This window comes from Pseudovibrio sp. FO-BEG1, assembly GCF_000236645.1.
GTDB lineage: Bacteria > Pseudomonadota > Alphaproteobacteria > Rhizobiales > Stappiaceae > Pseudovibrio.
On record NC_016642.1, the window covers coordinates 2389834 to 2409604 of the forward strand.

20 protein-coding genes are annotated in these 19771 nt (G+C 54.5%); 10 read left to right on the plus strand and 10 right to left on the minus strand.

Annotation, left to right across the window (positions count from 1 at the left end):
* Positions 1–88 precede the first annotated feature (88 nt).
* On the minus strand, positions 89–1540 hold the full coding sequence (locus PSE_RS10960; RefSeq protein ID WP_014284916.1) for an SLC13 family permease: 1452 nt from the start codon (positions 1538–1540) through the stop codon (positions 89–91).
* A gap of 289 nt (positions 1541–1829) precedes the next feature.
* Here PSE_RS10960 and tsaA point away from each other — a divergent pair, with 289 nt between their 5' ends.
* The 5 genes from tsaA to PSE_RS10985 all read left to right on the plus strand — a co-directional run bounded on the left by tsaA (position 1830) and on the right by PSE_RS10985 (position 7272).
* Complete coding sequence (gene tsaA, locus PSE_RS10965) at positions 1830–2264, plus strand: tRNA (N6-threonylcarbamoyladenosine(37)-N6)-methyltransferase TrmO (protein ID WP_148266132.1); 435 nt, start codon at positions 1830–1832, stop codon at positions 2262–2264.
* Between the two features lie 133 nt (positions 2265–2397).
* Entirely contained in the window at positions 2398–3882 is a 1485-nt protein-coding gene (locus PSE_RS10970) for an ABC transporter substrate-binding protein (protein WP_208998150.1), read from the plus strand.
* Between the two features lie 76 nt (positions 3883–3958).
* Positions 3959–4936, plus strand: a complete 978-nt coding sequence (locus PSE_RS10975; RefSeq protein WP_244421374.1) for an ABC transporter permease — start codon at positions 3959–3961, stop codon at positions 4934–4936.
* Positions 4902–5786 (plus strand): ABC transporter permease, encoded by an 885-nt coding sequence (locus PSE_RS10980; RefSeq protein ID WP_208998151.1) that lies wholly within the window; start codon positions 4902–4904, stop codon positions 5784–5786. Before PSE_RS10975 ends, PSE_RS10980 begins: the two co-directional genes overlap by 35 nt.
* The gene (locus PSE_RS10985) at positions 5773–7272 is read left to right on the plus strand and encodes an ABC transporter ATP-binding protein (protein ID WP_014284921.1); all 1500 of its coding nucleotides are present in this window, start codon (positions 5773–5775) and stop codon (positions 7270–7272) included. Before PSE_RS10980 ends, PSE_RS10985 begins: the two co-directional genes overlap by 14 nt.
* A 40-nt stretch (positions 7273–7312) precedes the next feature.
* On the opposite strand, the gene PSE_RS10990 is transcribed toward PSE_RS10985, so the two are convergent.
* The 9 genes from PSE_RS10990 to PSE_RS11030 all read right to left on the minus strand — a co-directional run bounded on the left by PSE_RS10990 (position 7313) and on the right by PSE_RS11030 (position 15328).
* A complete protein-coding gene (locus PSE_RS10990; protein ID WP_014284922.1) occupies positions 7313–7864 on the minus strand; it encodes a gamma-glutamylcyclotransferase in 552 nt (183 codons plus the stop codon).
* An 80-nt stretch (positions 7865–7944) separates the two neighbouring features.
* On the minus strand, positions 7945–8616 hold the full coding sequence (locus tag PSE_RS10995) for a M23 family metallopeptidase (protein WP_014284923.1): 672 nt from the start codon (positions 8614–8616) through the stop codon (positions 7945–7947).
* Positions 8613–9161, minus strand: a complete 549-nt coding sequence (locus PSE_RS11000; RefSeq protein WP_014284924.1) for a hypothetical protein — start codon at positions 9159–9161, stop codon at positions 8613–8615. Before PSE_RS11000 ends, PSE_RS10995 begins: the two co-directional genes overlap by 4 nt.
* A gap of 62 nt (positions 9162–9223) precedes the next feature.
* Complete coding sequence (locus tag PSE_RS11005) at positions 9224–10420, minus strand: acyl-CoA dehydrogenase family protein (RefSeq protein ID WP_014284925.1); 1197 nt, start codon at positions 10418–10420, stop codon at positions 9224–9226.
* Between the two features lie 35 nt (positions 10421–10455).
* On the minus strand, positions 10456–10890 hold the full coding sequence (locus tag PSE_RS11010; protein WP_014284926.1) for a thioesterase family protein: 435 nt from the start codon (positions 10888–10890) through the stop codon (positions 10456–10458).
* Positions 10871–11521, minus strand: coding sequence for a prephenate dehydratase (locus PSE_RS11015; RefSeq protein ID WP_014284927.1), 651 nt, complete (start codon positions 11519–11521; stop codon positions 10871–10873). The genes PSE_RS11010 and PSE_RS11015 overlap by 20 nt, the downstream gene beginning before the upstream one ends.
* Before the next feature lie 417 nt (positions 11522–11938).
* Positions 11939–12637, minus strand: a complete 699-nt coding sequence (locus PSE_RS11020) for a glutathione S-transferase family protein (RefSeq protein WP_014284928.1) — start codon at positions 12635–12637, stop codon at positions 11939–11941.
* Between the two features lie 171 nt (positions 12638–12808).
* Positions 12809–13741 (minus strand): LysR family transcriptional regulator, encoded by a 933-nt coding sequence (locus PSE_RS11025; RefSeq protein ID WP_014284930.1) that lies wholly within the window; start codon positions 13739–13741, stop codon positions 12809–12811.
* A 651-nt stretch (positions 13742–14392) separates the two neighbouring features.
* Positions 14393–15328: a LysR substrate-binding domain-containing protein gene (locus PSE_RS11030; RefSeq protein ID WP_014284931.1), complete on the minus strand. Its 936-nt coding sequence runs from the start codon at positions 15326–15328 to the stop codon at positions 14393–14395.
* Between the two features lie 125 nt (positions 15329–15453).
* On the opposite strand from PSE_RS11030, the gene PSE_RS11035 reads away from it, so the two are divergent.
* The 5 genes from PSE_RS11035 to PSE_RS11055 all read left to right on the plus strand — a co-directional run bounded on the left by PSE_RS11035 (position 15454) and on the right by PSE_RS11055 (position 19767).
* Positions 15454–16290 (plus strand): transporter substrate-binding domain-containing protein, encoded by an 837-nt coding sequence (locus tag PSE_RS11035; RefSeq protein ID WP_014284933.1) that lies wholly within the window; start codon positions 15454–15456, stop codon positions 16288–16290.
* A 4-nt stretch (positions 16291–16294) separates the two neighbouring features.
* Complete coding sequence (locus tag PSE_RS11040; RefSeq protein WP_014284934.1) at positions 16295–17269, plus strand: amino acid ABC transporter permease; 975 nt, start codon at positions 16295–16297, stop codon at positions 17267–17269.
* 64 nt (positions 17270–17333) lie between these two features.
* A complete protein-coding gene (locus PSE_RS11045) occupies positions 17334–18140 on the plus strand; it encodes a gamma-glutamyl-gamma-aminobutyrate hydrolase family protein (RefSeq protein ID WP_014284935.1) in 807 nt (268 codons plus the stop codon).
* 120 nt (positions 18141–18260) lie between these two features.
* Positions 18261–18830 (plus strand): hypothetical protein, encoded by a 570-nt coding sequence (locus PSE_RS11050; RefSeq protein ID WP_008549443.1) that lies wholly within the window; start codon positions 18261–18263, stop codon positions 18828–18830.
* A gap of 40 nt (positions 18831–18870) precedes the next feature.
* Positions 18871–19767 (plus strand): alpha/beta fold hydrolase, encoded by an 897-nt coding sequence (locus PSE_RS11055; protein ID WP_041768336.1) that lies wholly within the window; start codon positions 18871–18873, stop codon positions 19765–19767.
* Positions 19768–19771 lie beyond the last annotated feature (4 nt).

Consider the following 19771-nt stretch of genomic DNA (forward strand, 5'->3'; position numbering starts at 1 on the left):
GCTATAGCTAGGGATGGAAATTCGGTTTGCACAAATCGAAAGAATGGAAGGCGGGCCTCAGAATTTGTGTGGGCCCGCCTGCCGAGACCTAAAGAAATCCGAGCAGGTACCACCACATCAGATCGATGGGTACGAGTAGAAACAGACTGATGACAAACAGCGTCAGACACAGCTTGATCACGGCCTTCGGTGGCAGATTGCCAACCTGAATGGCGGCTACCAGTGGAGGGGCCTGAAACGGCAGGAACACGTTGGAAAACGCCATTACCTGCGTCATCAAAACGGTCTGCAAGGGAAGGCCGGTCGCCTCTGCCAGATCACCTGCAACCGGCGTCATCACAGCAGGCACACCGGGTAAGTTTGTTGCCATAGCAACCAGCGTTGACAGGCCGGTGAGGACGGAGAGGTTCCAGATTGGACTGTCTTCTGAGAAGCCTGCTTGTCCGCCAATGGTCTGAACAATTGCTTCTCCCAGACCGGCGACGGAGATCACCGCACCTAATCCCATAATACCTGCCACGAACATCAAAGAGCCGTAGCTGAGATCCTGATTGATGCAGGTTTTGGAGGTCAGCTTCGCATTCGGCCAGAAGCACGCCAGTGCTGCAGCTAGACCAACCCAGGCAGGACCAATCGGGTGCAGGCTATCTGTTAGCCAGAACAGCAGACACAGCGCCAGAATGATCATCAAGCGCCGCTCCTGAACACTAACCGGCGTTGCCTCCTCTGGATCCTCATGGGCATCTTCAGGCAGTTTGTCCGGGAAGAGGACCAGCGTCAGCCCGATCAGAATGAGGGACTTGAGGATACCCAGAACAGGGAAGTTCAGGCGCAGGTAGTCCCAATAGGAAATGCTGAGGTCATACAGGCTCTCACTCATCCCTGCGAGGATCATGTTGGGGGCGTTGGCCGGCAGGATTGTGAAGGCAGGCGCAAAGGTCGCGAATGCAGCTGCGCAGAGCATGCCAGTACGTCCGTTGGAGCCGGGTTTGAACCCGATCTGCGCGGCAAGGGCTGAGATCACTGGCAACAGGATCATGATGCGGCCAATGGAAGAGGGCACCACAAATGCCAGCGCCACACTGAAGGCCACGATGCTGGAGATCAGACCTGCATAACTGTTAAGCGGCAACCGCATCAGCAAAACTGCAGCCCGTTTATCAAGCTTGGTGTGCTTGATGGAGGCGCCGAGCACGAGGCCTGCAAACAACAGCCAGAAAGTGGAAGTTTGAAAGCCGGAGAACACCACATCCGGCGGCGCGATGCCTATGACGATTGCCACAAAGAAGAAGGCAAGTGCCGTCCAGTATTCCGGCACCACGCCCGTGGCCCAAAGGCCCAGACAGCCAACGGATAAGACCGCAGCAACAGTCATACCAGCGGGCAGGTAGGCGGAAGCGAGAAAGCCAGCAAGCGTTGCGGCAATGGCGACGCCAATGAACTGCCAGGTCTGCTTGTTGTTAAAGGGGGATTTGACGGTCTCCGGTGCAGGTTGAAGGCCGGAGGCCGGCTGCGGGTTGTGCTGGGTGTGATCTGTCATAGCGACCTGTGATTCTGAGTTAATCCTAATGAGGTGCCAGAACTATGTTTTTTGCCGCTGCCAATAATCCAATCGATTTATCAGAGGCATAGCCTCAGCATTTTCGAATATGCTGATCAAGGACGCCTCAGAAATTCTGAGGTAGGCTATCGGATAAATCGAATTTACTCGGATATCGTCACCAAGTATCGATCTGGTGTTGAGGCGGGCTTTGGCTTTGGGGGCGTTAAGTGTTTAATTTTGCAACCTATTACGGCTTCAAAAAATGAGTAATCAGCAAGAGATCTCTATGTCTTCCAGCATTTCCCTAAACCCGGTTGGTTTCATCCGAACTGGTTTTTCAGAGGTGCGCCAATGTCCAAAATCCAGCAGACGTAATCCTGACCAATGTCAGCTGGACATCTCCTCATCTTATGCGGATGCGCTTTTGAACATCACCATGGCCTCCCATCTGTGGGTGCTGTACTGGCTGCATCATTCTGACGGGACTGCTCTGATCCGGCGGCCTCGTGGAGATGAAGCTGCCCGTGGTGTTTTTGCCAGCCGTTCACCCAACCGACCCAACCCGATCGGGCTCAGTGCGGTTGAATTGATTAGACGGGACGGCAACGTTTTGACGGTGAGTGGAATGGATTGTGTTGATGGCACCCCCATTCTGGACCTGAAACCTTATGTCCCTATAGAAGACCACCAGCCAACCGCGCAGATTGCGTGGCAGCCATGATCAGGAACCTGAGGATGCGCATGTTGCCGTGCGTCCCGCTCAGAAAGTCTGAGACATGCACCTTATCCATCAACCCCTTGTGCGCGTTGCTGCCGCGACTCTCGCAGCTTTATTGCTGACTCTTGCAGCGGCCATGGCCGGACCCGTTGGCCAGCTGGTGATCACCGATGCCCGTGGCGACCGTGGTATGTTGGCGCCCTACATTCATGGCAAAAACGGCATCGGGTATCTTTACACTACCTACGTTTTTGACAGTCTGCTGAGCCAGAAGAAAGACGGGGATGTGACACCTGCTCTGGCCAAACGCTGGACTATTTCCCGCAACGGTCTCATTTGCGATATCTACATCGACTTGCGTGCCCATTGGCATGATGGAGAGCCGGTAACGGCAGAAGATGCTGCTTTCACCTTCAGCTATATGCAGGAACATCCTTATGTTTTTGCAGATGTAAGGAATGTGAAGGAGGCGAAAGTACTCTCTCACGACCACCTGCGTCTGCAGCTTAAAAAGCCGGATGCCGGGTTGCTGACCGGCATGCTGCTTTCCATGCCTGTCCTGCCCAAACATGTGTATGCAGATATTGCAGAACCGCAGCGCTTTGCGGAGCCAGAGGCTGTGATCGGGAGTGGTCCCTATAAGCTGGCGGACTACAACAAGGCACAGGGGCGCTATGTGTTGGAAGCGAACGCTGACTATTACCTCGGCACGCCTAAGTTCAAGCGCATCGCAATTGTGAAGATGGCAACGGACGCCGCGCTTCGGGCAGCCAAGGCCGAAGAGATTGATATTATCTCCTACCTGCCTCCAGAGCGGTTGGAACAAGCCAAAGAGAACGGCCTCAATGTCGTAAAGGCGTTTAGCAATCACTCTGTTCGCTTAGGCTTTAATCATGCAGGCCGGTTTGGAAATAAGAACCTACGTCACGCCATTGCCTATGCCATCAATCGGCCAGCACTGATCTCGACGGCTTATCAGGACACAGCAGACGTGGCCGATACCGGCTTCTTTCAGGAAGCATCACCTTGGCATTCTGATGATGTTCACCCGCCGTATGCCTTCAGTCCACGTAAGGCAGCAGATCTGCTAAGAGCGCAGGGTTGGGCCCGCGCAGAGGATCAGCTTTGGTACATCGATGGTGAGCAGGTTGTTTTGCGCGTGCTGGCCAGCAAGCGAGAGACCAAGGCGGCGAAGGTTCTGGCAGAGCAATTGGAGACGTTCGGCATCAAACTGGATGTGCGCATCATGGAGCGTGCGGCTTTGCAGGACAGTCTGAGCGAGGGCAACTATGATCTGGCGCTTTATGCGTCCAGTACTCTTGGTGATCCAAACGGCATTCTGCGCCGCGTTTTTGGGAAGAAGTGGGCCAGCGACAGATACTCCGGCAAAAAGCTGAGAGCGCTTGCGGATGCTCAATCCGTGGCGACCTCTCGCCAGCAGCGGCAGGATATTCTGAATGAGTTTCAGGAAGTCTACTCGCAGGAGCTGCCAGCCTATGCCATCGCCAACCCGTACATGGTGACAGCGTACAACGACAAGCTTTCCTCTCTTGAGTTCATGCCGGGCGGCGTTGCGATTGGCGTGCCTTCGGCTTTGCATAAATCCTATCTGGTTAACTGACCAGCTTGGTTCACCCAACGCCAGCTGCCTTTGTGCAGCTGGCAAAAGGCAAACATAAAACAGGTAGGCCGTTCTTGTGGTTCCCCCGATACTTATAAATCTTCTGTCCGGTCTTAGCGTCCGTTTGCTGGTGTTCTTCCTGTTGGTTATGCTCGTGTTTATTCTGCCGCGCTTGTTGCCGGGTGATCCTGTTGCAATCTTCCTGTCCTCCGACCTTTCGCGGGACTTGAGCGGAAGTGAAGCGGAAGAGTTGCGCTCCCAATTTGGTGTGGCTGGCGGCTGGCTTCAGCAATTGGGGGAGTACCTATCCAATCTGGTTGTCGGTGATTTGGGGTACTCCGTCCCCCATGCGGCTCCTGTCTCTCAACTGCTCAAAGCAGCGATCCCCTGGACACTGCTTTTGATTGCCTGCGCAGCGCCTCTGTTTTTGATTGCAGGAGCTGCCGGAGGAATCGAAGCAGGTAAAGCGCCGGGGGCTTTGTTTGATCGTGTCGCCACGGGCACTGTTACTGTAATTGCCAGTATTCCGCCTTTTACTGCTGCAGTCCTATTGCTGCTGGCCTTTGGCATATTGTGTCCGGTGTTGCCTGCAGGTGGAGCGGAGCCTCTGTTTCCCAGTGATAACCCTTTGCAGCGCGACTTTGATGTTGCCCGCCACGCCGTTCTACCCGTGCTGGCGCTGTCGCTGCATGAGGTGTCCCGCTTCTATTTTCTGGCGCGGGGTGAAGCGATCACGCTGTCTCAGCGGCCTTTCATCATCAATGCCTGTGGCCGCGGCATCAAAGGTTGGCGGCTGCGGATAGCCTACTACGGAAGAAGCCTGTTTCCGGTCTTTCTCGCACGTATGAGTGACTCGCTGACGGGGTTGTTTGGGGCAGTGTTGTTTGTTGAGATCGTCTTCTCTTATCCGGGCACAGGGCACCTGATCTATAACGCCATTTTGGACCGTGATTATGTGCTGTTGCAGGGGGCGGTGATTGTGATGGCGGGGCTTGTGCTGCTGCTCAACTGGATCATCGATGCAGTGGCAACAAGTCTGGCGCGGAGAGGATGAGCTGATGCTTGGTTACTGGTCTCCGATTACCCAAAGTGCAGGCTTTGTCTCCAAAGGCGCATTAGCTGCCTCCGTCATTTTGATGATGGCTGGCTTCACACTGTCGGAAAGCCTACCTGCTTACAAAACCAGCCCGGATGTGCTGCATCCTCCCAGCGCGGAATACTGGCTTGGTACCAACGGGATCGGGCAGGATGTGTTCATCGGTCTGGTGCGTGCCGCGCCTGTCACAATCTTCCTTGCCTTGGTGACAGCAACTGCTGCTCTGGCGCTGGCTTTGGCAGCCTCAAGTCTGGCGGCATTTGGTGGCCCGGCGGCGCGCGGTGCAGTTCTGCGCGTGGTGGATGTGCTGCAAGTGATCCCGTCCATTTTGTTACTGCTGCTTTTGGCGGCCTGGATACAGCCGGGGTTCCTTGGGCTTGTGGTGCTGCTCGCACTGACGGGATGGCATGAGGATGTTCGTGTGGCACTGCCGATCCTGCTGCGGGAACTGACACGCGAGAACGTGCATTTCGCACGGCGGATGGGCGCCAGTCGCACCTACTGTCTGCGTCATCACATCCTACCTGCCATTTGGCCTGCGATTGTGGGACTATTTTTACAAAATGTGCGACAGGCTGCTTTGAAAAGCGCCGGGTTTGGCTTCCTCGGCCTGACTGATCCACGCCTGCTCACGTGGGGCAGCATGATGCAGGATGCGATGGAGCATCTTTATACAGATGCCTGGGCATGGTTGCTTTTGCCCCCCGCAGGCGCGCTGTCTCTCTTTCTCATCGGGATCCTCATAATTGGTGAAGGGTACTCGCAAAGCGGCGGGCTCACCGGAAAGGAACAATATGATCCGGGTTGAGCAGCTGAATCTGTTTTTCGGAGAGCGTCCTTTATTGCAGGATGTATCCTTTGAGATTGGCCGAGGCCAGACGCTTGCGGTCATTGGTGAGCCGGGCGGTGGTAAGACGAGCCTTGCCCGATCGCTGATGGGATTGATCCAGGGGCGCAGACTGGCGGCGCAAGAAAAGCCGCTACCCTCCAACCATTTCAGCTGGAGCGGTGACGCGTGGCTTGGTGAGATGAACGTGCTGCGTTCTTCCCGCGCTCAACTGCAAGCGATGCGTGGGCGGTCGGCAGGCCTTATTGTGCAGGCACTTTCTGATGCCCTCAATCCGCACCTGACGGTACTGCAGCATGTGCAGGAGATGTTAAGGGCGCACGGCTTGAGTGAGAGGGATGCCCGCGAAGAATGCGTCATTGGAAACATTCCTGACAGGCTCTTGCCGCGCTATCCCACTGCCTTGAGTGGAGGCGAAATACAGCGGGTGCTGACCGTGCTTGCCTTAGCGAACTCTCCTGAATTTCTGATTATGGATGAACCAACAGCAGCGCTGGACAGCTTTAACCGGGAGATAGCGATCCGCTCCTTCCAAAACGGCTCTGAGCAGCGCTGTCAGATGTTGATCACCCATGACATCGAGCTGGCCCGACGTTTGGCCACCCATGTTGGTGTGTTGCGCAAAGGTAGGTTGACGGAGATTGGCCCCTCTGAAGACGTGTTAGACAGGCCGCGCAGCATTTACACGCAGCAGCTCCTCAAACTTCGCCGCAATGCCGGCAATCCGGTGCCATTGCCGATTTCTTCCAGCGGTGACAATCCCGCGTTGGAGGTACGTTCTGGCAATGGGTTGGTCATGGATAAGCTCAGCCATTCCATTGAGAACAGAGGGCTACTCTCCAAGATATCCGCCTTTGTGCCTGCAGGGAGTTGCCTTGCTATTCTGGGAGGCAGCGGAAGCGGGAAAACCACGCTGGCGCGATTGCTGAGTGGCTATGAGAAAGTGCAGGAAGGCTACGTTTACTGGCAGAACGGAACGGAGCGCGAAAAATCTGTCATCGCTTTGATCCCGCAACACCCTCACCGCGCTATGGCAAGCCACTTCTCGGTGTCTGATGTGCTGAAAGAAGCGCTGATGTTGTCTCGCGGAGATCAGGCAGAGGCGAACCGGCTGTTAGACCGGGTGGGGTTGCCGACAGATACCGATTTCCTCAACCGCAAAACGCGTGAGCTTTCTGGCGGTGAAGCACAGCGGCTGGTGATTGCCCGCGCACTCGCCACACGTCCTCAATGTCTAGTGGCAGATGAGCCCACATCCGCACTGGATATGCAGGCGCGCAGTCATGTACTGGAGATTTTGCGGGGTGTGATGCGCAATCGCAAAACGGCGCTGGTTCTCTTCACGCATGATCAGGCTGCTGCACGATCTCTTGCCGACAAAGTATGCCATCTGGAGCAGGGCTCTCTCATTTGCAGTGAGGCACCTGCAACGAATGTGGCGAGTTGAAAAGTGCCAGCACGCCGCTGAAATTGGCGTGCCGGGTTTGTCAGGCTGTGATGACTTCTGAGGCCTGGATGGTGCGCACACGATCTGACAACCAGTCGAGATCCGGATCAGCAATGCCCAGCTCTCGTAGATGATCCGCGGTGTTCCAGAGGTAATCGCAGTTAGGACCTTTCTCGCCCGCTGCTGTGGCGATGATTTGCGCCTGCTCCTCAGCGTTGAAGGAGCCGTACTGCTCATGCTCCCGGTTCACCACATAGGTCAGCGCCTCCACTTGCCGTCCATCTTGCAGCTGAAGTGTTGTGATGATCTCCCGGTAAGCCGGATTAAATAGTTCTCGTGCCCGCAAACCTTCCAGCACTTCTTCTTGTTTGTCCTGCGGGATGCCCAGGGCAACGCCGCTGCAATAGGATTCTGGTGCCGCATCAAGGGCAAGGACGAGGCCGTGATGGTCGAAGGTGCCGCGGTAGCGCAGGGAGCAAAGGCAGAACCTCCGCTTCCAGCCATCCAGACGCGCTGGCACCTGCTCAACAGGCTCAAAACCGGGGTGCCAGATGAGGGAGCCGTAGCCAAAGACCCAGAGAATGTTGGTCATTTCATTTCCCTTTCAGGGTTCAACGGAAAAGCAAAAAGGGCACCTTGTGAGGCGCCCTTTGGTATTCGTGGTCTGCCGGATCAATCCATGATCAACTGATAAGAGGCAACCAGACTGGTGTAAGGCGGCAAGAACACGGCCTTTGGCTCACCATTCAGCATGATCGTATCTTTGGCATCGAAGTGCAGATGGATCGGAAGCGGGCCAAGCCAGTTGTTGGAGATCTTGCCAATGCGGCTGCCCTTGGCGATCTTGTCCATCGGCTTTACCTGAAGTGTTTTCATATCCAGATGCACGTAACGATACAGTGTGCCGGTCGGGCTCTGGATGGTCACACCAAACCGGCCCACATGAGCCACGATGCCATCTTCGGCTGACACTGCCCAATGCTTGCTGGCTTCGCAAGATGCGGGGCGAATGTCCTGTCCCTGGTGACCACCTGAGGCACACAGCGGCAGATCAGCTTTGCGGAACTCACAGAAGTTATCGCGCCATGGATAAGAATAGTTGGCCGGATCACACTCAGACCCACCGTTGCCCTTGAACCCGCCGGGCGCATAAGCGTGGGAGTTGGCGTAGGCTGGCCCGGACTCCACCGGAAAGCGCATCTGCGGGAAGTAGATGGCGTGGCTGGCAACACCTTGACCGGTGTTTTCAATCAGATCTCCCGGCATCATGAAGCGGGATGTGTCGTCGGCCTGAGCGGAGAAGCTGAAAGCCAGTGCCAGACAAAGAGAGATAAAACGCATCATTGGGCCGCTCCATTCACGACAAGAAGGGTCTGAACGATACTGTTGAGGAACTCCGGCTTACGACACCGCACATCCTTGATTGGGTTGTCGCAGGTCAGGCGGATGGTGTAATGCGCGCCGTAGCGGTTGAGGTTGTAATCCGCACCGCTGCCGATGCTTTCATAAGCAACGGCCTGATGATGGCCAGTCAGATCCTCAGTTCCTGTCAGCACGGTGTGCGACCCCAGAATACTGACCTGCGCGCCTTCCAATGTGTAGAAGGCGACATAGGCTGAGTTCTGGTTGGCGAACTGTGGTGTTTCCATCTTGGCATCGCTGCCGAAAATCAGGACAGGCAGTTCAACGGTTCGCAGTGCTCCGTTGGCGGCGGCGACGAACTTTTCGACGGCTTCCGGATCACGTGCCAGCGACCGTTTTGCAGCAATCTTGGCGGCGGACCAGTCAATAGCAGTTGGCACCCGCTCTACGCCGTTTTTAGCGAGTGCAGGTGCTGTGGTTGTTGCTGCCAGAAGAGTGGCCGCAAGTGCGACTTTGGCAAATTCCATTAGTAACTCCTGTGAGCTCAAAGAAAGAGCAAAGCCCCGGCAATATCGGGGCCTGCCTGGTATCACGCTGTTTCCAGAATGCGCTCCTGCGGTGGCTCTGCTGCTTCTTTCGCAGCCTTGGCTTCCAGTCGTTTCATCTGGCTGATGATGTTGCGGCGGTGCATCTCTTCGGTGCCACCCACAGCGCAGAAGGCAAGTGCATCACGGAGGAAGGTGGAAACTTCGCCCTGATGGTAGCCTTTGGTGCCGTAAAGCTTGAGAAGATCAATCGCACTGCTGGTGATCGCCTCTGCGCCAACTAGTTTGGCGATAGAGCAAGTCATGCCTGCTTCTGGTGCGCCAGCCAGCAACTGTTGAAGCGCGCCATAGGCGGTCCACTTTGCAGCTTCTGCAGAGATGCGCATGTCAGTCAGCTTTTTCTGTACGTATTGGAACTCAAGCACCGGCACCTCAAAGGTCTGGCGCTGCTGCGCATAGCTCATGGCTGCTTTCAGCATTGGTTCCACCAGCCATGCAGACACAAGGCCGTAATACAGTCTGCCCAGAGACACGAAGGTGATGAGATTGCGCAGGCCCTTGCCGGGTACGCCTAGAAGGTCGCCATAGTGAAGTGGGATATTGTTGAACTTCATTGGCCCTGTTGGCAGATCCAAATTGCCGAGCTTCTGGTCGTATTCACCAACCTGAAGGCCTTGGGTACCAGCATCTAGCAGGATCAGCGAGATACCATCGCGGGCATGTCCATCCAGCTTGCACACCACGAGCGTAAAGTCCGCCACGGGTGCATGGGCGATGTTGTACTTGGCGCCGTTGAGCACGAAAGTCTCGTTCGGTCCCGGTGTCAGGACAGAGGATGTGGAGCGCACATCCGTGCCAGTGTCCGGGTCGGCAATCGCTGTTGCGCTTAGTTTGCCCTTCAGGATGCGGCCAAGATAATCCCTCTTCTGCGCTTCCGTTCCAAACAAGTTGAGCGCATGCACCATGCCCGCCTGCGCGATGACGGAAAGCAGAATGCCCGGCGTGCGCACGGAGGAAGCAAGCCCCTCCAGTGCTGCTGTAAAGTCCCACCAATCGGTGCCTTCACCGCCATATTCGGCAGGCACAATGATCTTCCAGAGACCGGCTTCTAAAAGCCGGTCCCAAGTGTCCTGATCAAAAGCCTGTCTGCCAGCATGCAGTGCGGAGTGGTCAACCTGGCTGCCAATTTGGGCATACTTTGCCCGCAGAGCCTGTTGACGTTCATTCCATTGTAGATCCATCAGAGATCTCCAGATTTCGAGAAAAGTGACAGATCTTATGCTGGCTGGTGCATGGTGACAGGTTCTTGAAGTTGAGCCACTGCAGCCTTGAAGTCATCCGGCACCGGATAGGTTGACTGCTTTTCGTAGTCGAACATCACGTGTGTGGAGGAGGCATTGGCGACGACACGGCCATCCGCATCATCCAGACGCATTTCGTGCTGCATTTCAAAGCTCTTGCCACCAAACTTGGTCACGCGGCTCAGCACCACCAGACGATCGCCATAGAGCGCCTGAGAAACGTAGTCACAGGAGGTCTTCACCATGATGTGTGGCAGCTTCTCAGACTTTGGCAGTTTGAGCAGATCATGCATGTACTCTAAGTAAGCGGACTGCATGTAATCGTAGTAGATCGGGCTGCTCACATGGCCCATAGAGTCAGTATCGCGGTAGCGGATTTCGATTGGTGTTTCATAAGCTTTCTGTGTCATGAAATTCCCTCCTGTTGGGGTTTTGAAATTCACTCGTAAACGATGGGTGGGAGGCCGGGGTGGCTTGTAACGGGCCGTGAATAGTGAAGCCCATGGGCACAGGACCGTGCTTTCTTAGGATTGTCAGAGAAAACTCGTTGGCGGCGCACAGCGTGGTGATGCAGCCATCCGCTTCGCCTCTGGCGCAGACAGCAGCTGCTTGTGCGTTGCTGGTGACGAACTTGCGCTCAATAGAGGCCGGGATCAGCTTTTCAGGTGCTGGGTGTGTGGCGCAGACCTTGGGTGTTTCGCCAGTAGAGGACGCTAGAACCATGTTGTCGGTGTTCATGATGAACACGTCCATCAGCTTCAGCTCGCCGATGTGTTCGTAAATGATGGAATGCAGATGGGGGTAGGCCACCACGCTCAGCAGAACGGATTTTCTGCATTTCGCGACGGCTTCTGCTGCCAGTTCCATCGTGGCATGAAGAAAGACCTCAGCATTCTTGCAATGGCGTGCAGCCCACCTCAGGGCAGCTCTCTCGCAGTTCGTGCCGGTGGGTCCAAGTGTGTGCACTTGTCGGACCCAATCAAAGGACAGTGGGGCTGTTCCTTTTGCCAAATATTCCGGTGTTTCAAGATGTGCATCCATAAATCCTCTGATCCTTCACCTGGAAAGAAAATCTGAAAAATGCCGGTTCAGGAGATGCGCTTAGCGCGGCCCCTGACAAACTGCGTTGGCTTGTCATTTTTGTTATGCGTGGGCAGAGAAAGAGCGTTCACAGACCCGGTCGAATCTGCGCTGTGTCACTGCCGGTTGTGAGGTAAGTTTCGTCCCTCGCGTCCAATAATATTTTTTCGTGTGGCCCTATGGAGCCGGAAAGGATTGCTAAGAACAAGATGAAAATACTGATGGCTTCCCTCAGGATAGATGAGGCACCCTTCAGCAAACTTTATCTCTGTTAAATTATTGATAATACAATGACTTGCACAAAAAGAAGGCATCGCAGAAAATGCGATACCTTCTGAACATCTTATGGATTTTGCGTTGCCTGAAGAGTGTGCAGCGTTAGGCTGTGACTGCTTCGCTGACCGCTTTGCGGCCCACACCATCATGAAGATCGAGCATGCGTTCGAACCACATCTGGACAGGGTCCGTTGCTGCAAAAAATGGATCTGCGCAACAGACGTTGCACCACTGCAGCGTGCCGAACAAAACATAGTCAGCATGCATGGCTTTCTCGCCGCCAAGCCAGTCTTGCGTCGCCAGCAGATCGCGCACCGGATTGAGCTTCTCCGGCAAGGTTGCCAGCTCTGCATCACGGTTAGCGTAGACGTCTTCCAGCGGCATTCCGAACCGCTTTTCACGTGCAGTACGGAAGTAAGCGCGGTCTGCATCACTCATGATGTTGTACATGTCCATCACAGCAATTACGGCCAATGTCGGGTGCAGAACTGTTTTGCAATAGCTCTCTACGAAACGCGAGAGCTGCAGGCCGCCGTCCCCTTCAAATAGGGTCGGCGTGTCTTTGTAAGTTGTTTCCAGATATTGCGCGATCTCGAAGCTGTCGCTGAGTAAAGTACCCTGATCGTTGAGCACGGGCACGCTGCTATAAGAACCGTCTTCGATACTGGAAATGTCGCCGAAGGAAACGGGCTTTAGGTCAAACGCGAGTCCCTTGTGCTTCAGGGACATGATGATCTTCCAGACATGCGGGGAATAGTGCTGCCCGGAGGCACCGCTGAGGCTGTATAGAATTCTTTGCATGTGGCTTCTCCCGATGAGAATTAAAATGAAAAATTCCTCAGTATTCCAGATTGTTGTAGTCTTTGACGCCAACTGGGGAGAGCAGCCATCCACCCAATCGGAAAGCAATGTGCAGCGGACTTCAGCCCAGAAGCTGGACTGAAGTCGTGCGTGTTTGTTTTCTTGAAAAGATCAGGAGGCGATTAGCGCCGCCTCTATGTTTTGGTCACCCTGAAACGGAATGCTTGTGCAGTTGTCCGTTGCCAGAATGGAGCGCACTGCCGCGATTACAGGATCGTCGATCCGGCAGGACAAATGCGCAAACAGCACGCGGGCTGATTTTTGCACCTGTGTCAGCAGAACGATATCGCCTTCCTGCTCTCGAGGGTTGGTTGAGTTGGCGTGTACAAGGCCAATGCCAACGCCGCTGGCGATCAAAGCACGGGTGACCCCCTCGTCATCCACGTTGATCACGCGTTTTGGCCGGATACCGTGCGTTTCCAACAGATCACGCGCCAACCGTCCGCAACAGGAGTTGCAGCTGGGGTAGATCCATGGCACGTCTTCCAACGTTTTCCAGTTGACCTCAGAAGCCGACGGCACAAGATTGGCAGGTGCAGCGAGGTAAACGCAGAAGTTGGAGATCTCCAGCGTGGAGAGATCGGAATCATCCTCGCCGGTTTCCGTATAAAACCCTGCATCCAGACTACCATTGCGGATGCCTTCCAGCACTTTGACAGAAGCCCGATGCTGGAGCTCCACCTCCACCTCTGGGAACTCCTGGGACATAGCCGCCAGAAGGTTGCTGACCACGCCGGTGCTGGAATTGCGGCCTGCGCCGAGTGAGAGTTGACCTGCAAGGCTGCCGCGCAGCCGGGAGGCTTCCTCCAGAAACTTCTGATGCCTGTCGAGCAGCTGATGGGCTTCGTTCAGCAAACGCTGCCCGTCTGGCGTCACCGCCATGCCTCTTGGGGTGCGCTGGAACAGGGTGAGTCCCAGCGTTTCTTCCATGTTTTTTATGTGCGCACTAACAGCCGGTTGGCTTCGAAAAAGCAGTTCAGAAGCTTTGGTGATGCTGCCCTCACGAGCAACCGTCACAAAGGTTTTGAGTTGATGAATGTCCATCCTTTTCCTTCCAATAAGAAAAGAGTCTCTTGAACGTATTCGGCTCTGAAAAGGACAATAACTGTGCTCAGCCGTTGGCTTTGGGCTAGTATGCTGGCTCCCGCTAAAAGGGTATGCCCTGTCATCAGCCTACGATAACTCTGCAGCTACACCAAGCCTACTTTCGGGGACGTGCTCCGAAACGGGTGAGGTTCCAGCTTCGCTGTGAGGAACCTGCAGGCAGATTGGGTGCCGGTTATTGTGAACGCGGATTGATTCCATCGCGATAAGTAAAATAAATTGTGGTGTTGATGAATATTTTGAGTGATTACCATCATCTACGCAGTTTTGTTTCCGTAATTTCGATTAGTGATTTTAATTTTATTATGTTCATCCATGTAAAAATCTATTTTTATGACTACATGAGATTTATCTATTTAATATGACAATACATGACTTCAGAATATTGTATAGATTCAAAGTGGAATATTGATGATCACTTAGAGTAATTCTAATTTATTCTTGAGTTTGTTAGGGCGATTTGCTCAAAAAAGTATCATGCATCTGACGAAATGACGGCTTTCGCAGCACACAACTGGCAATGTGTTTGCGGGCCTGTGTGATCTACTCAGAGATTATCCAAGGGCTTTGATAAGCCCGGCACATCTGTTGTTAGCGGATATGCATCGCCTGCATTTCAGCACTTAGCCAGTTGATGAAATCCCACACTTGAGCTGAGGGAATGGACGTTTCCGGCAGCACGAACTGGAAGGCCCGCTGGCAAGGGAGCGTTTCCCGGAATGGTTCGATGAGCGTGCCTGCATTCAGCGCGTCTATGACGTAAAGATCTCTAAGGATGGCAAAGCCACGCCCGGCAATGGCGCTTTGCAGGATCAGGTCGGTGTTGTTGAAGGTGAGTTGTGGGACCATCTGGCCGGAGAAGTCTGGCCAATAGGCTTCCAGATACTTCTGCCAGTGAAACGCCTCGTCTTCATGGATAAAGTCCGCCTCCGCGAACAGCTCAACGGGGGCCGAATGCGGGGCTATCGGCTCGCCTGCTAGTGCTGCCAGATAACTGGGCGCGCACACCACCCGCATCCGTTCCTGTGGCAGTGGGATGAGAGGGGAGGCCCCAAGATCCCCTTCCGTCTTCGGCAACAGGCGCAGAGCCACATCCAGTTTCTCCTCCGCGAAGTCAACGAAGCGGTTCGCAGCGCTGATGCGGATGGCCACGTTGGGATGCAGAGCGGAGAACTCGGCCAGACGTGGGACGAGCATAATGGAGGCCAAAGAGGGCGCGATGCCGATTGTCAGCTGTTTTCGCGCTGTCTGGCTGGCGAGCAGGTATGAGAGATTCTCTATACCATTGTTGATTGCAGAGACTTCCGAAAGAATATCCTGCACCAGTTCCGTCTGCTCCAGATTGCGTCCGTTCATGCGGAACAGTTTGACATCCCAACGCTCTTCTAACTGTTTGATATGATATGAAATAGTTGGCTGAGAGACGTTCAATTCCCGCGCAGCAGCAGAGATGGATTTGTGCCGAGCAACAGCATCCAGTGCGCGTAATTCCTGAAGGGTAGGGACGAAACGTCGGGAGATAGCCATGGGCTATATATAGAGTTTTTCTATACATGGATCAATCAGACTGATTTGTCTTGCTTTGAACCACACCTTTAAACTGCCCAAAATTTTGAAAATTGTCCGTCAGAATGACGAAATTGGGGGTTGGGATGTTTAAAAATACCGGAAAAGCCATCATTGGTGCTGCATTGTTTGTCTCTGCAAGCGTTGTTGGCCTGAGCGCGCAGGCTGGAGAGGCTCTGGACGCGATCATGAAGAACAAGACGCTGGTCGTAGGATCAAACTCCGATTATCGCCCGAACGCCTTCATGGGAGATGACAACCAGCTGCAGGGCTTCGACATTGACGTCTCCAAAGAGATCGCTAAGCGTCTTGGCGTGGACGTGCAGTTCGTTACCCCAGGCTGGGAAGTGATGACCGCCGGGCGCTGGCACGGCAGATGGCACATGGTGGTTGGCTCCATGACCCCAACCAAGGCCCGCGCGCAAGTGCTGGACTTCCCGGCTGTCTACTATTACACCCCGGCAGCGTTTGCGGTTCATAAGAACTCCAAAGCCACTTCACTGGCGGATCTGAACGGCAAGGTTATCGGTGTTGTAGGCTCCTCCACCTACCACAAATATCTGGAGCACAAGCTTGAGATTGATGCGGTTGGTGCGCCATCCTTTGAGTACGCTGTGACACCGGGTGAGATCAAACTTTACAGCGACATCAATGAGTTCGACGAGCTGTCCCTTGGTGACGGTGTGCGTCTGGACGCGCTGGCGCAGTCCGTTCCTGTCATTCAGCAGGCGATGAAGAAGGGCCTGCCGATCAAGCAGCTGGGTGATCCGATCTTCTACGAGCCACTGGCGATTGCAATCGACAAGGGCGACAAGGAACTCAACGACAAGCTGGCTGCTATCGTGGATGAGATGAAGAACGACGGCACATTGGCCGACCTCTCCAAGAAGTGGCACGGTGCGGATCTGGTAAGCGTTAAGTAAGACCATGATCACACTCACCAATGGTGCTTTCAGGCAGGGGCCAGCCCGCCTGAAAGCTGCAGCAACGCTCGGACTGCTGGCCTTCGTGCTGGCGTTTGCTCTGGCTTTCAATCAAGGCCTGATCGGCTCGTTCCTTCGCCCTGCAATGAGCGAGGAAACACTCTCCGGCTGGTGGGGGCGCTTTTCTGTATCCATGGTGATTTTCCTGGCAGTCTCAAGCCTCGGCTATCTGGTCCTGAGCCTGTCCCGCCGAGCACAGCTGATAACAGTCTGGCTGCTGCTGGCGACTGGGGCGTTGGGCTTCTTTCTCAGTTTTGAGCTGAGCTTTGAGTTCATCGGTAGAAAACTGCCCTTCCTGCTGGGTACGGGAGCCTTCACTACACTCTACGTCTCTGCCATTTCCATTTCGCTGGCCTTTGCGTTTGCGCTCATGGGCGCCACGGCGAAACTCTCAGGCATTGGCGTGATTGAAGGTGTGGGGGCGTTTTACACCTCCTACTTCCGCGGTGTGCCGCTGCTTGTGCAGCTCTTCCTGATCTACCTCGGCCTGCCACAGATTGGATACGTGATTTCGCCGGTGCCAGCCGCCATCATTGCGCTGTCGCTGGTGTACGGGGCTTACATGACTGAGATTTTCCGCTCTGGCATTCAGTCGATTTCTGTCGGTCAGTGGGAAGCTGCAGATGCGCTTGGATTGCAACGCCTGTTGACTTTCAGAAAAGTCATTCTGCCTCAAGCCATGCGGGTTATTGTGCCGCCGACGGGCAACCAGTTCATAGCCATGCTCAAGGATTCCTCGCTGGTTTCCGTGGTTGGGGTCTGGGACATTATGTTCATTGCCAGAACGCAGGGGCGATCTGACTTCAAGATTTTGGAGATGCTGATCACCGCCTCCATCATCTACTGGGTGATGTCCGTTATGTTGGAGTTTGTGCAACAGCGGATCGAAAACCATTACGCCAAATCGCTGAAGCGATAACTATACTTTCAATGATTTCAGAGCGCGACTGCGCAGATATTTAGTGCCCTGAAGGGATACGCTCATGACAAATAACAGTGGCATCACCACTCTGCCGAGTGCGGTTGCTGAAAAAAGACCTATTGTCGGCATCCTGGCGAATTCCTCCGAAGAGGCCGGTCTGACAACGCAGACCATCGACGACAAGTACCTGACTGCCGCCATGCAGGCCGTTGGAGCTGTCCCAGTCATCCTGCCAACACTGCTGAGTGACGCAGAACTGGCGCATGTCCTGTCACTGGTGGACGGCGTTATTCTGACAGGTGATGCCTCCAACATTCAGCCGTCTTATTACCGTTGCGGTGGTACGGTTGAGAGCCATGGCCCGTTTGATGACAAACGAGATCGAGCAGCCTTTGCGCTGATCCGTGCTACGTTTGCAAAGAACATCCCGCTGCTCGGCATCTGCCGCGGCATGCAGGAGATGAACGTGGCCTTTGGCGGCACGATCCGCAACGACCTTTATGAAAACGAAGCCTTCGCGCTGCACCGCCCCATCGACTACAAGCTGCCACCAAAGCAGCGGTACGGTGCAGCCCATCAGCTTTGCCTTGAAGAGAACGGGCTCCTTCGCGACATCCTGGGGGATGGCACCCACCACGTGAACTCACTGCATGAGCAGGCCGTGGACACGTTGGGGGAAGGCCTTATGCTGGATGCGACTTCTGAGGATGGGGTGATTGAAGCCTTTCATCATCCAGAGAAGGAGTTCTTCCTTGGCATTCAATGGCATGCGGAGTTCGAGGCGGTAAACAATCCGGTATCAACGCGCATTTTTGCAGCCTTTGCTGAGGTCATGCAATGCACAGAACGGGTGAAGGCTTTTCTGTAATTCCTGCGAATTCAAAGAGGATTGCATCAAAATACCTAGGAGAATTCGAACCAATCTCCACTAAGTCTCATCGGATCACCCAATTGTTCTGCTGAGTGGTTGAGACAGGGTTGTATCATTGTGAAAAGGTTCATTGACGAGTGGAAGGGCTATTTTGGGGACTTACCTCCCTACAGCCATTATCTCCGCAATGTGATGCCTGAAAGGTGGGTCAGGTTCCACGCCTTACCAGATGCCAAGCGCTATGCCGAGACACCGGAAGAAGAAGCGATCGTCTTCGACCGGGGCCGCATTCTGGGCAACCGGATCTTGAAGGAGGGGCAAAAATGCCTCTTCGTTGAGTACTTTCCCAACTTTGAAGAATACCCTTTGCCCTACAGCCATAAACTGCTTGATCAGTTCCGGCTGAAGTACTGGTTCAAATGGAAGTATGAGGAAGACCCCTTCGGTGAGCAGGAGACAATTGGCTTCTATGGAAATGAAGTCCGGTGGTTTCCTGAGGTCTATCGAGGCGCCTTTAAAGATGCAGCACATGATGACGAACGCTTCTTGCTGATGAACCGCGAGAGCTCGCGGATTCTGGCACCTTATGATGGCGGTTTTGACTGCTTCTTGCTGAATGAGGAAGAGGTGACACGCCTTAAGTCTGAGTTTGAAGAATGGCTTTCTCCCTGTAGCTCTGGTCTATAGTATTTCAAAGAGCTGCTGCACCATATGAGGGATGGGACTGATGAAATTTATTGAAGCCGGGGTGCTGAACGTTGCCTATATGGATGTGGGACCGAAATCAGGTGTTCCTGCCATCCTGCTCCACGGCTTTCCCTATGACGTGCACAGCTATGATGAAGTCTCCGTTATCCTCGCCAATCGCGGTTTCCGCTGCATCGTGCCTTACCTGCGCGGCTATGGTCCGACGCAATATCTTTCCCCTCAGACTCCTCGTTCAGGCCAACAAGGAGCGTTGGCGTTTGACCTGCGCTCGCTGATGGTAGCTCTTGAGATTCCGCAGGCGATCCTAGCCGGGTATGACTGGGGTGGCCGTGCAGCTTGCATCGCAGCGGCTCTGTGGCCGGAAAAGGTGAGGGGGCTGGTCAGTGGCGGTGTAGCCTACAACATCCAGAACATCCCGGCAGCCTATCGCCCAGCTTCGCCGGAAGATGAGCATCTGTGGTGGTATCAATACTACTTCCACACCGAGCGTGGGCGCAATGGTTTGGCTGAGAATAGGGAAGACCTAACACGGCTGCTCTGGCAGCAGTGGTCCCCGACCTGGGAGTTCTCCCGCCGCACGTTCCGTGAAACCTCCGAGAGCTTCGATAACCCGGATTTCGTGGATACGGTGATCCATTCTTACCGGCACCGCTTTGGCCTCGTAGAGGGCGATCCGGCCTATGAGAAGATTGAGGTTCTGCTGACTGCACAGCCCAAGATCAACGTACCAGCCATTGCTTTGCTTGGTGCAGATGACGGTGTAAGTCCGCCGCGCCAAAGCCGGGGGCATGAAACCAACTTCAATGGATACTATGATGCCCGTGTGATTGATGGCGTGGGCCACAATCTGCCTCAGGAAAGCCCGGAGGCGTTCGCGGCAGCGATAATTGAGATTGCAGACCGGACAGAGCCCTAAGCTT

Excerpts from the sequence above, each read along its gene's own strand:
- PSE_RS10960 (WP_014284916.1), bottom strand. The coding sequence starts at position 1,540 with ATGACAGATCACACCCAGCACAACCCGCAGCCGGCCTCCGGCCTTCAA.
- tsaA (WP_148266132.1), top strand. The coding sequence starts at position 1,830 with ATGTCTTCCAGCATTTCCCTAAACCCGGTTGGTTTCATCCGAACTGGT.
- PSE_RS10970 (WP_208998150.1), top strand. The coding sequence starts at position 2,398 with ATGGCCGGACCCGTTGGCCAGCTGGTGATCACCGATGCCCGTGGCGAC.
- PSE_RS10980 (WP_208998151.1), top strand. The coding sequence starts at position 4,902 with ATGCAGTGGCAACAAGTCTGGCGCGGAGAGGATGAGCTGATGCTTGGT.
- PSE_RS10985 (WP_014284921.1), top strand. The coding sequence starts at position 5,773 with ATGATCCGGGTTGAGCAGCTGAATCTGTTTTTCGGAGAGCGTCCTTTA.
- PSE_RS10990 (WP_014284922.1), bottom strand. The coding sequence starts at position 7,864 with ATGACCAACATTCTCTGGGTCTTTGGCTACGGCTCCCTCATCTGGCAC.
- PSE_RS10995 (WP_014284923.1), bottom strand. The coding sequence starts at position 8,616 with ATGATGCGTTTTATCTCTCTTTGTCTGGCACTGGCTTTCAGCTTCTCC.
- PSE_RS11000 (WP_014284924.1), bottom strand. The coding sequence starts at position 9,161 with ATGGAATTTGCCAAAGTCGCACTTGCGGCCACTCTTCTGGCAGCAACA.
- PSE_RS11005 (WP_014284925.1), bottom strand. The coding sequence starts at position 10,420 with ATGGATCTACAATGGAATGAACGTCAACAGGCTCTGCGGGCAAAGTAT.
- PSE_RS11010 (WP_014284926.1), bottom strand. The coding sequence starts at position 10,890 with ATGACACAGAAAGCTTATGAAACACCAATCGAAATCCGCTACCGCGAT.
- PSE_RS11015 (WP_014284927.1), bottom strand. The coding sequence starts at position 11,521 with ATGGATGCACATCTTGAAACACCGGAATATTTGGCAAAAGGAACAGCC.
- PSE_RS11020 (WP_014284928.1), bottom strand. The coding sequence starts at position 12,637 with ATGCAAAGAATTCTATACAGCCTCAGCGGTGCCTCCGGGCAGCACTAT.
- PSE_RS11025 (WP_014284930.1), bottom strand. The coding sequence starts at position 13,741 with ATGGACATTCATCAACTCAAAACCTTTGTGACGGTTGCTCGTGAGGGC.
- PSE_RS11030 (WP_014284931.1), bottom strand. The coding sequence starts at position 15,328 with ATGGCTATCTCCCGACGTTTCGTCCCTACCCTTCAGGAATTACGCGCA.
- PSE_RS11035 (WP_014284933.1), top strand. The coding sequence starts at position 15,454 with ATGTTTAAAAATACCGGAAAAGCCATCATTGGTGCTGCATTGTTTGTC.
- PSE_RS11040 (WP_014284934.1), top strand. The coding sequence starts at position 16,295 with ATGATCACACTCACCAATGGTGCTTTCAGGCAGGGGCCAGCCCGCCTG.
- PSE_RS11045 (WP_014284935.1), top strand. The coding sequence starts at position 17,334 with ATGACAAATAACAGTGGCATCACCACTCTGCCGAGTGCGGTTGCTGAA.
- PSE_RS11055 (WP_041768336.1), top strand. The coding sequence starts at position 18,871 with ATGAAATTTATTGAAGCCGGGGTGCTGAACGTTGCCTATATGGATGTG.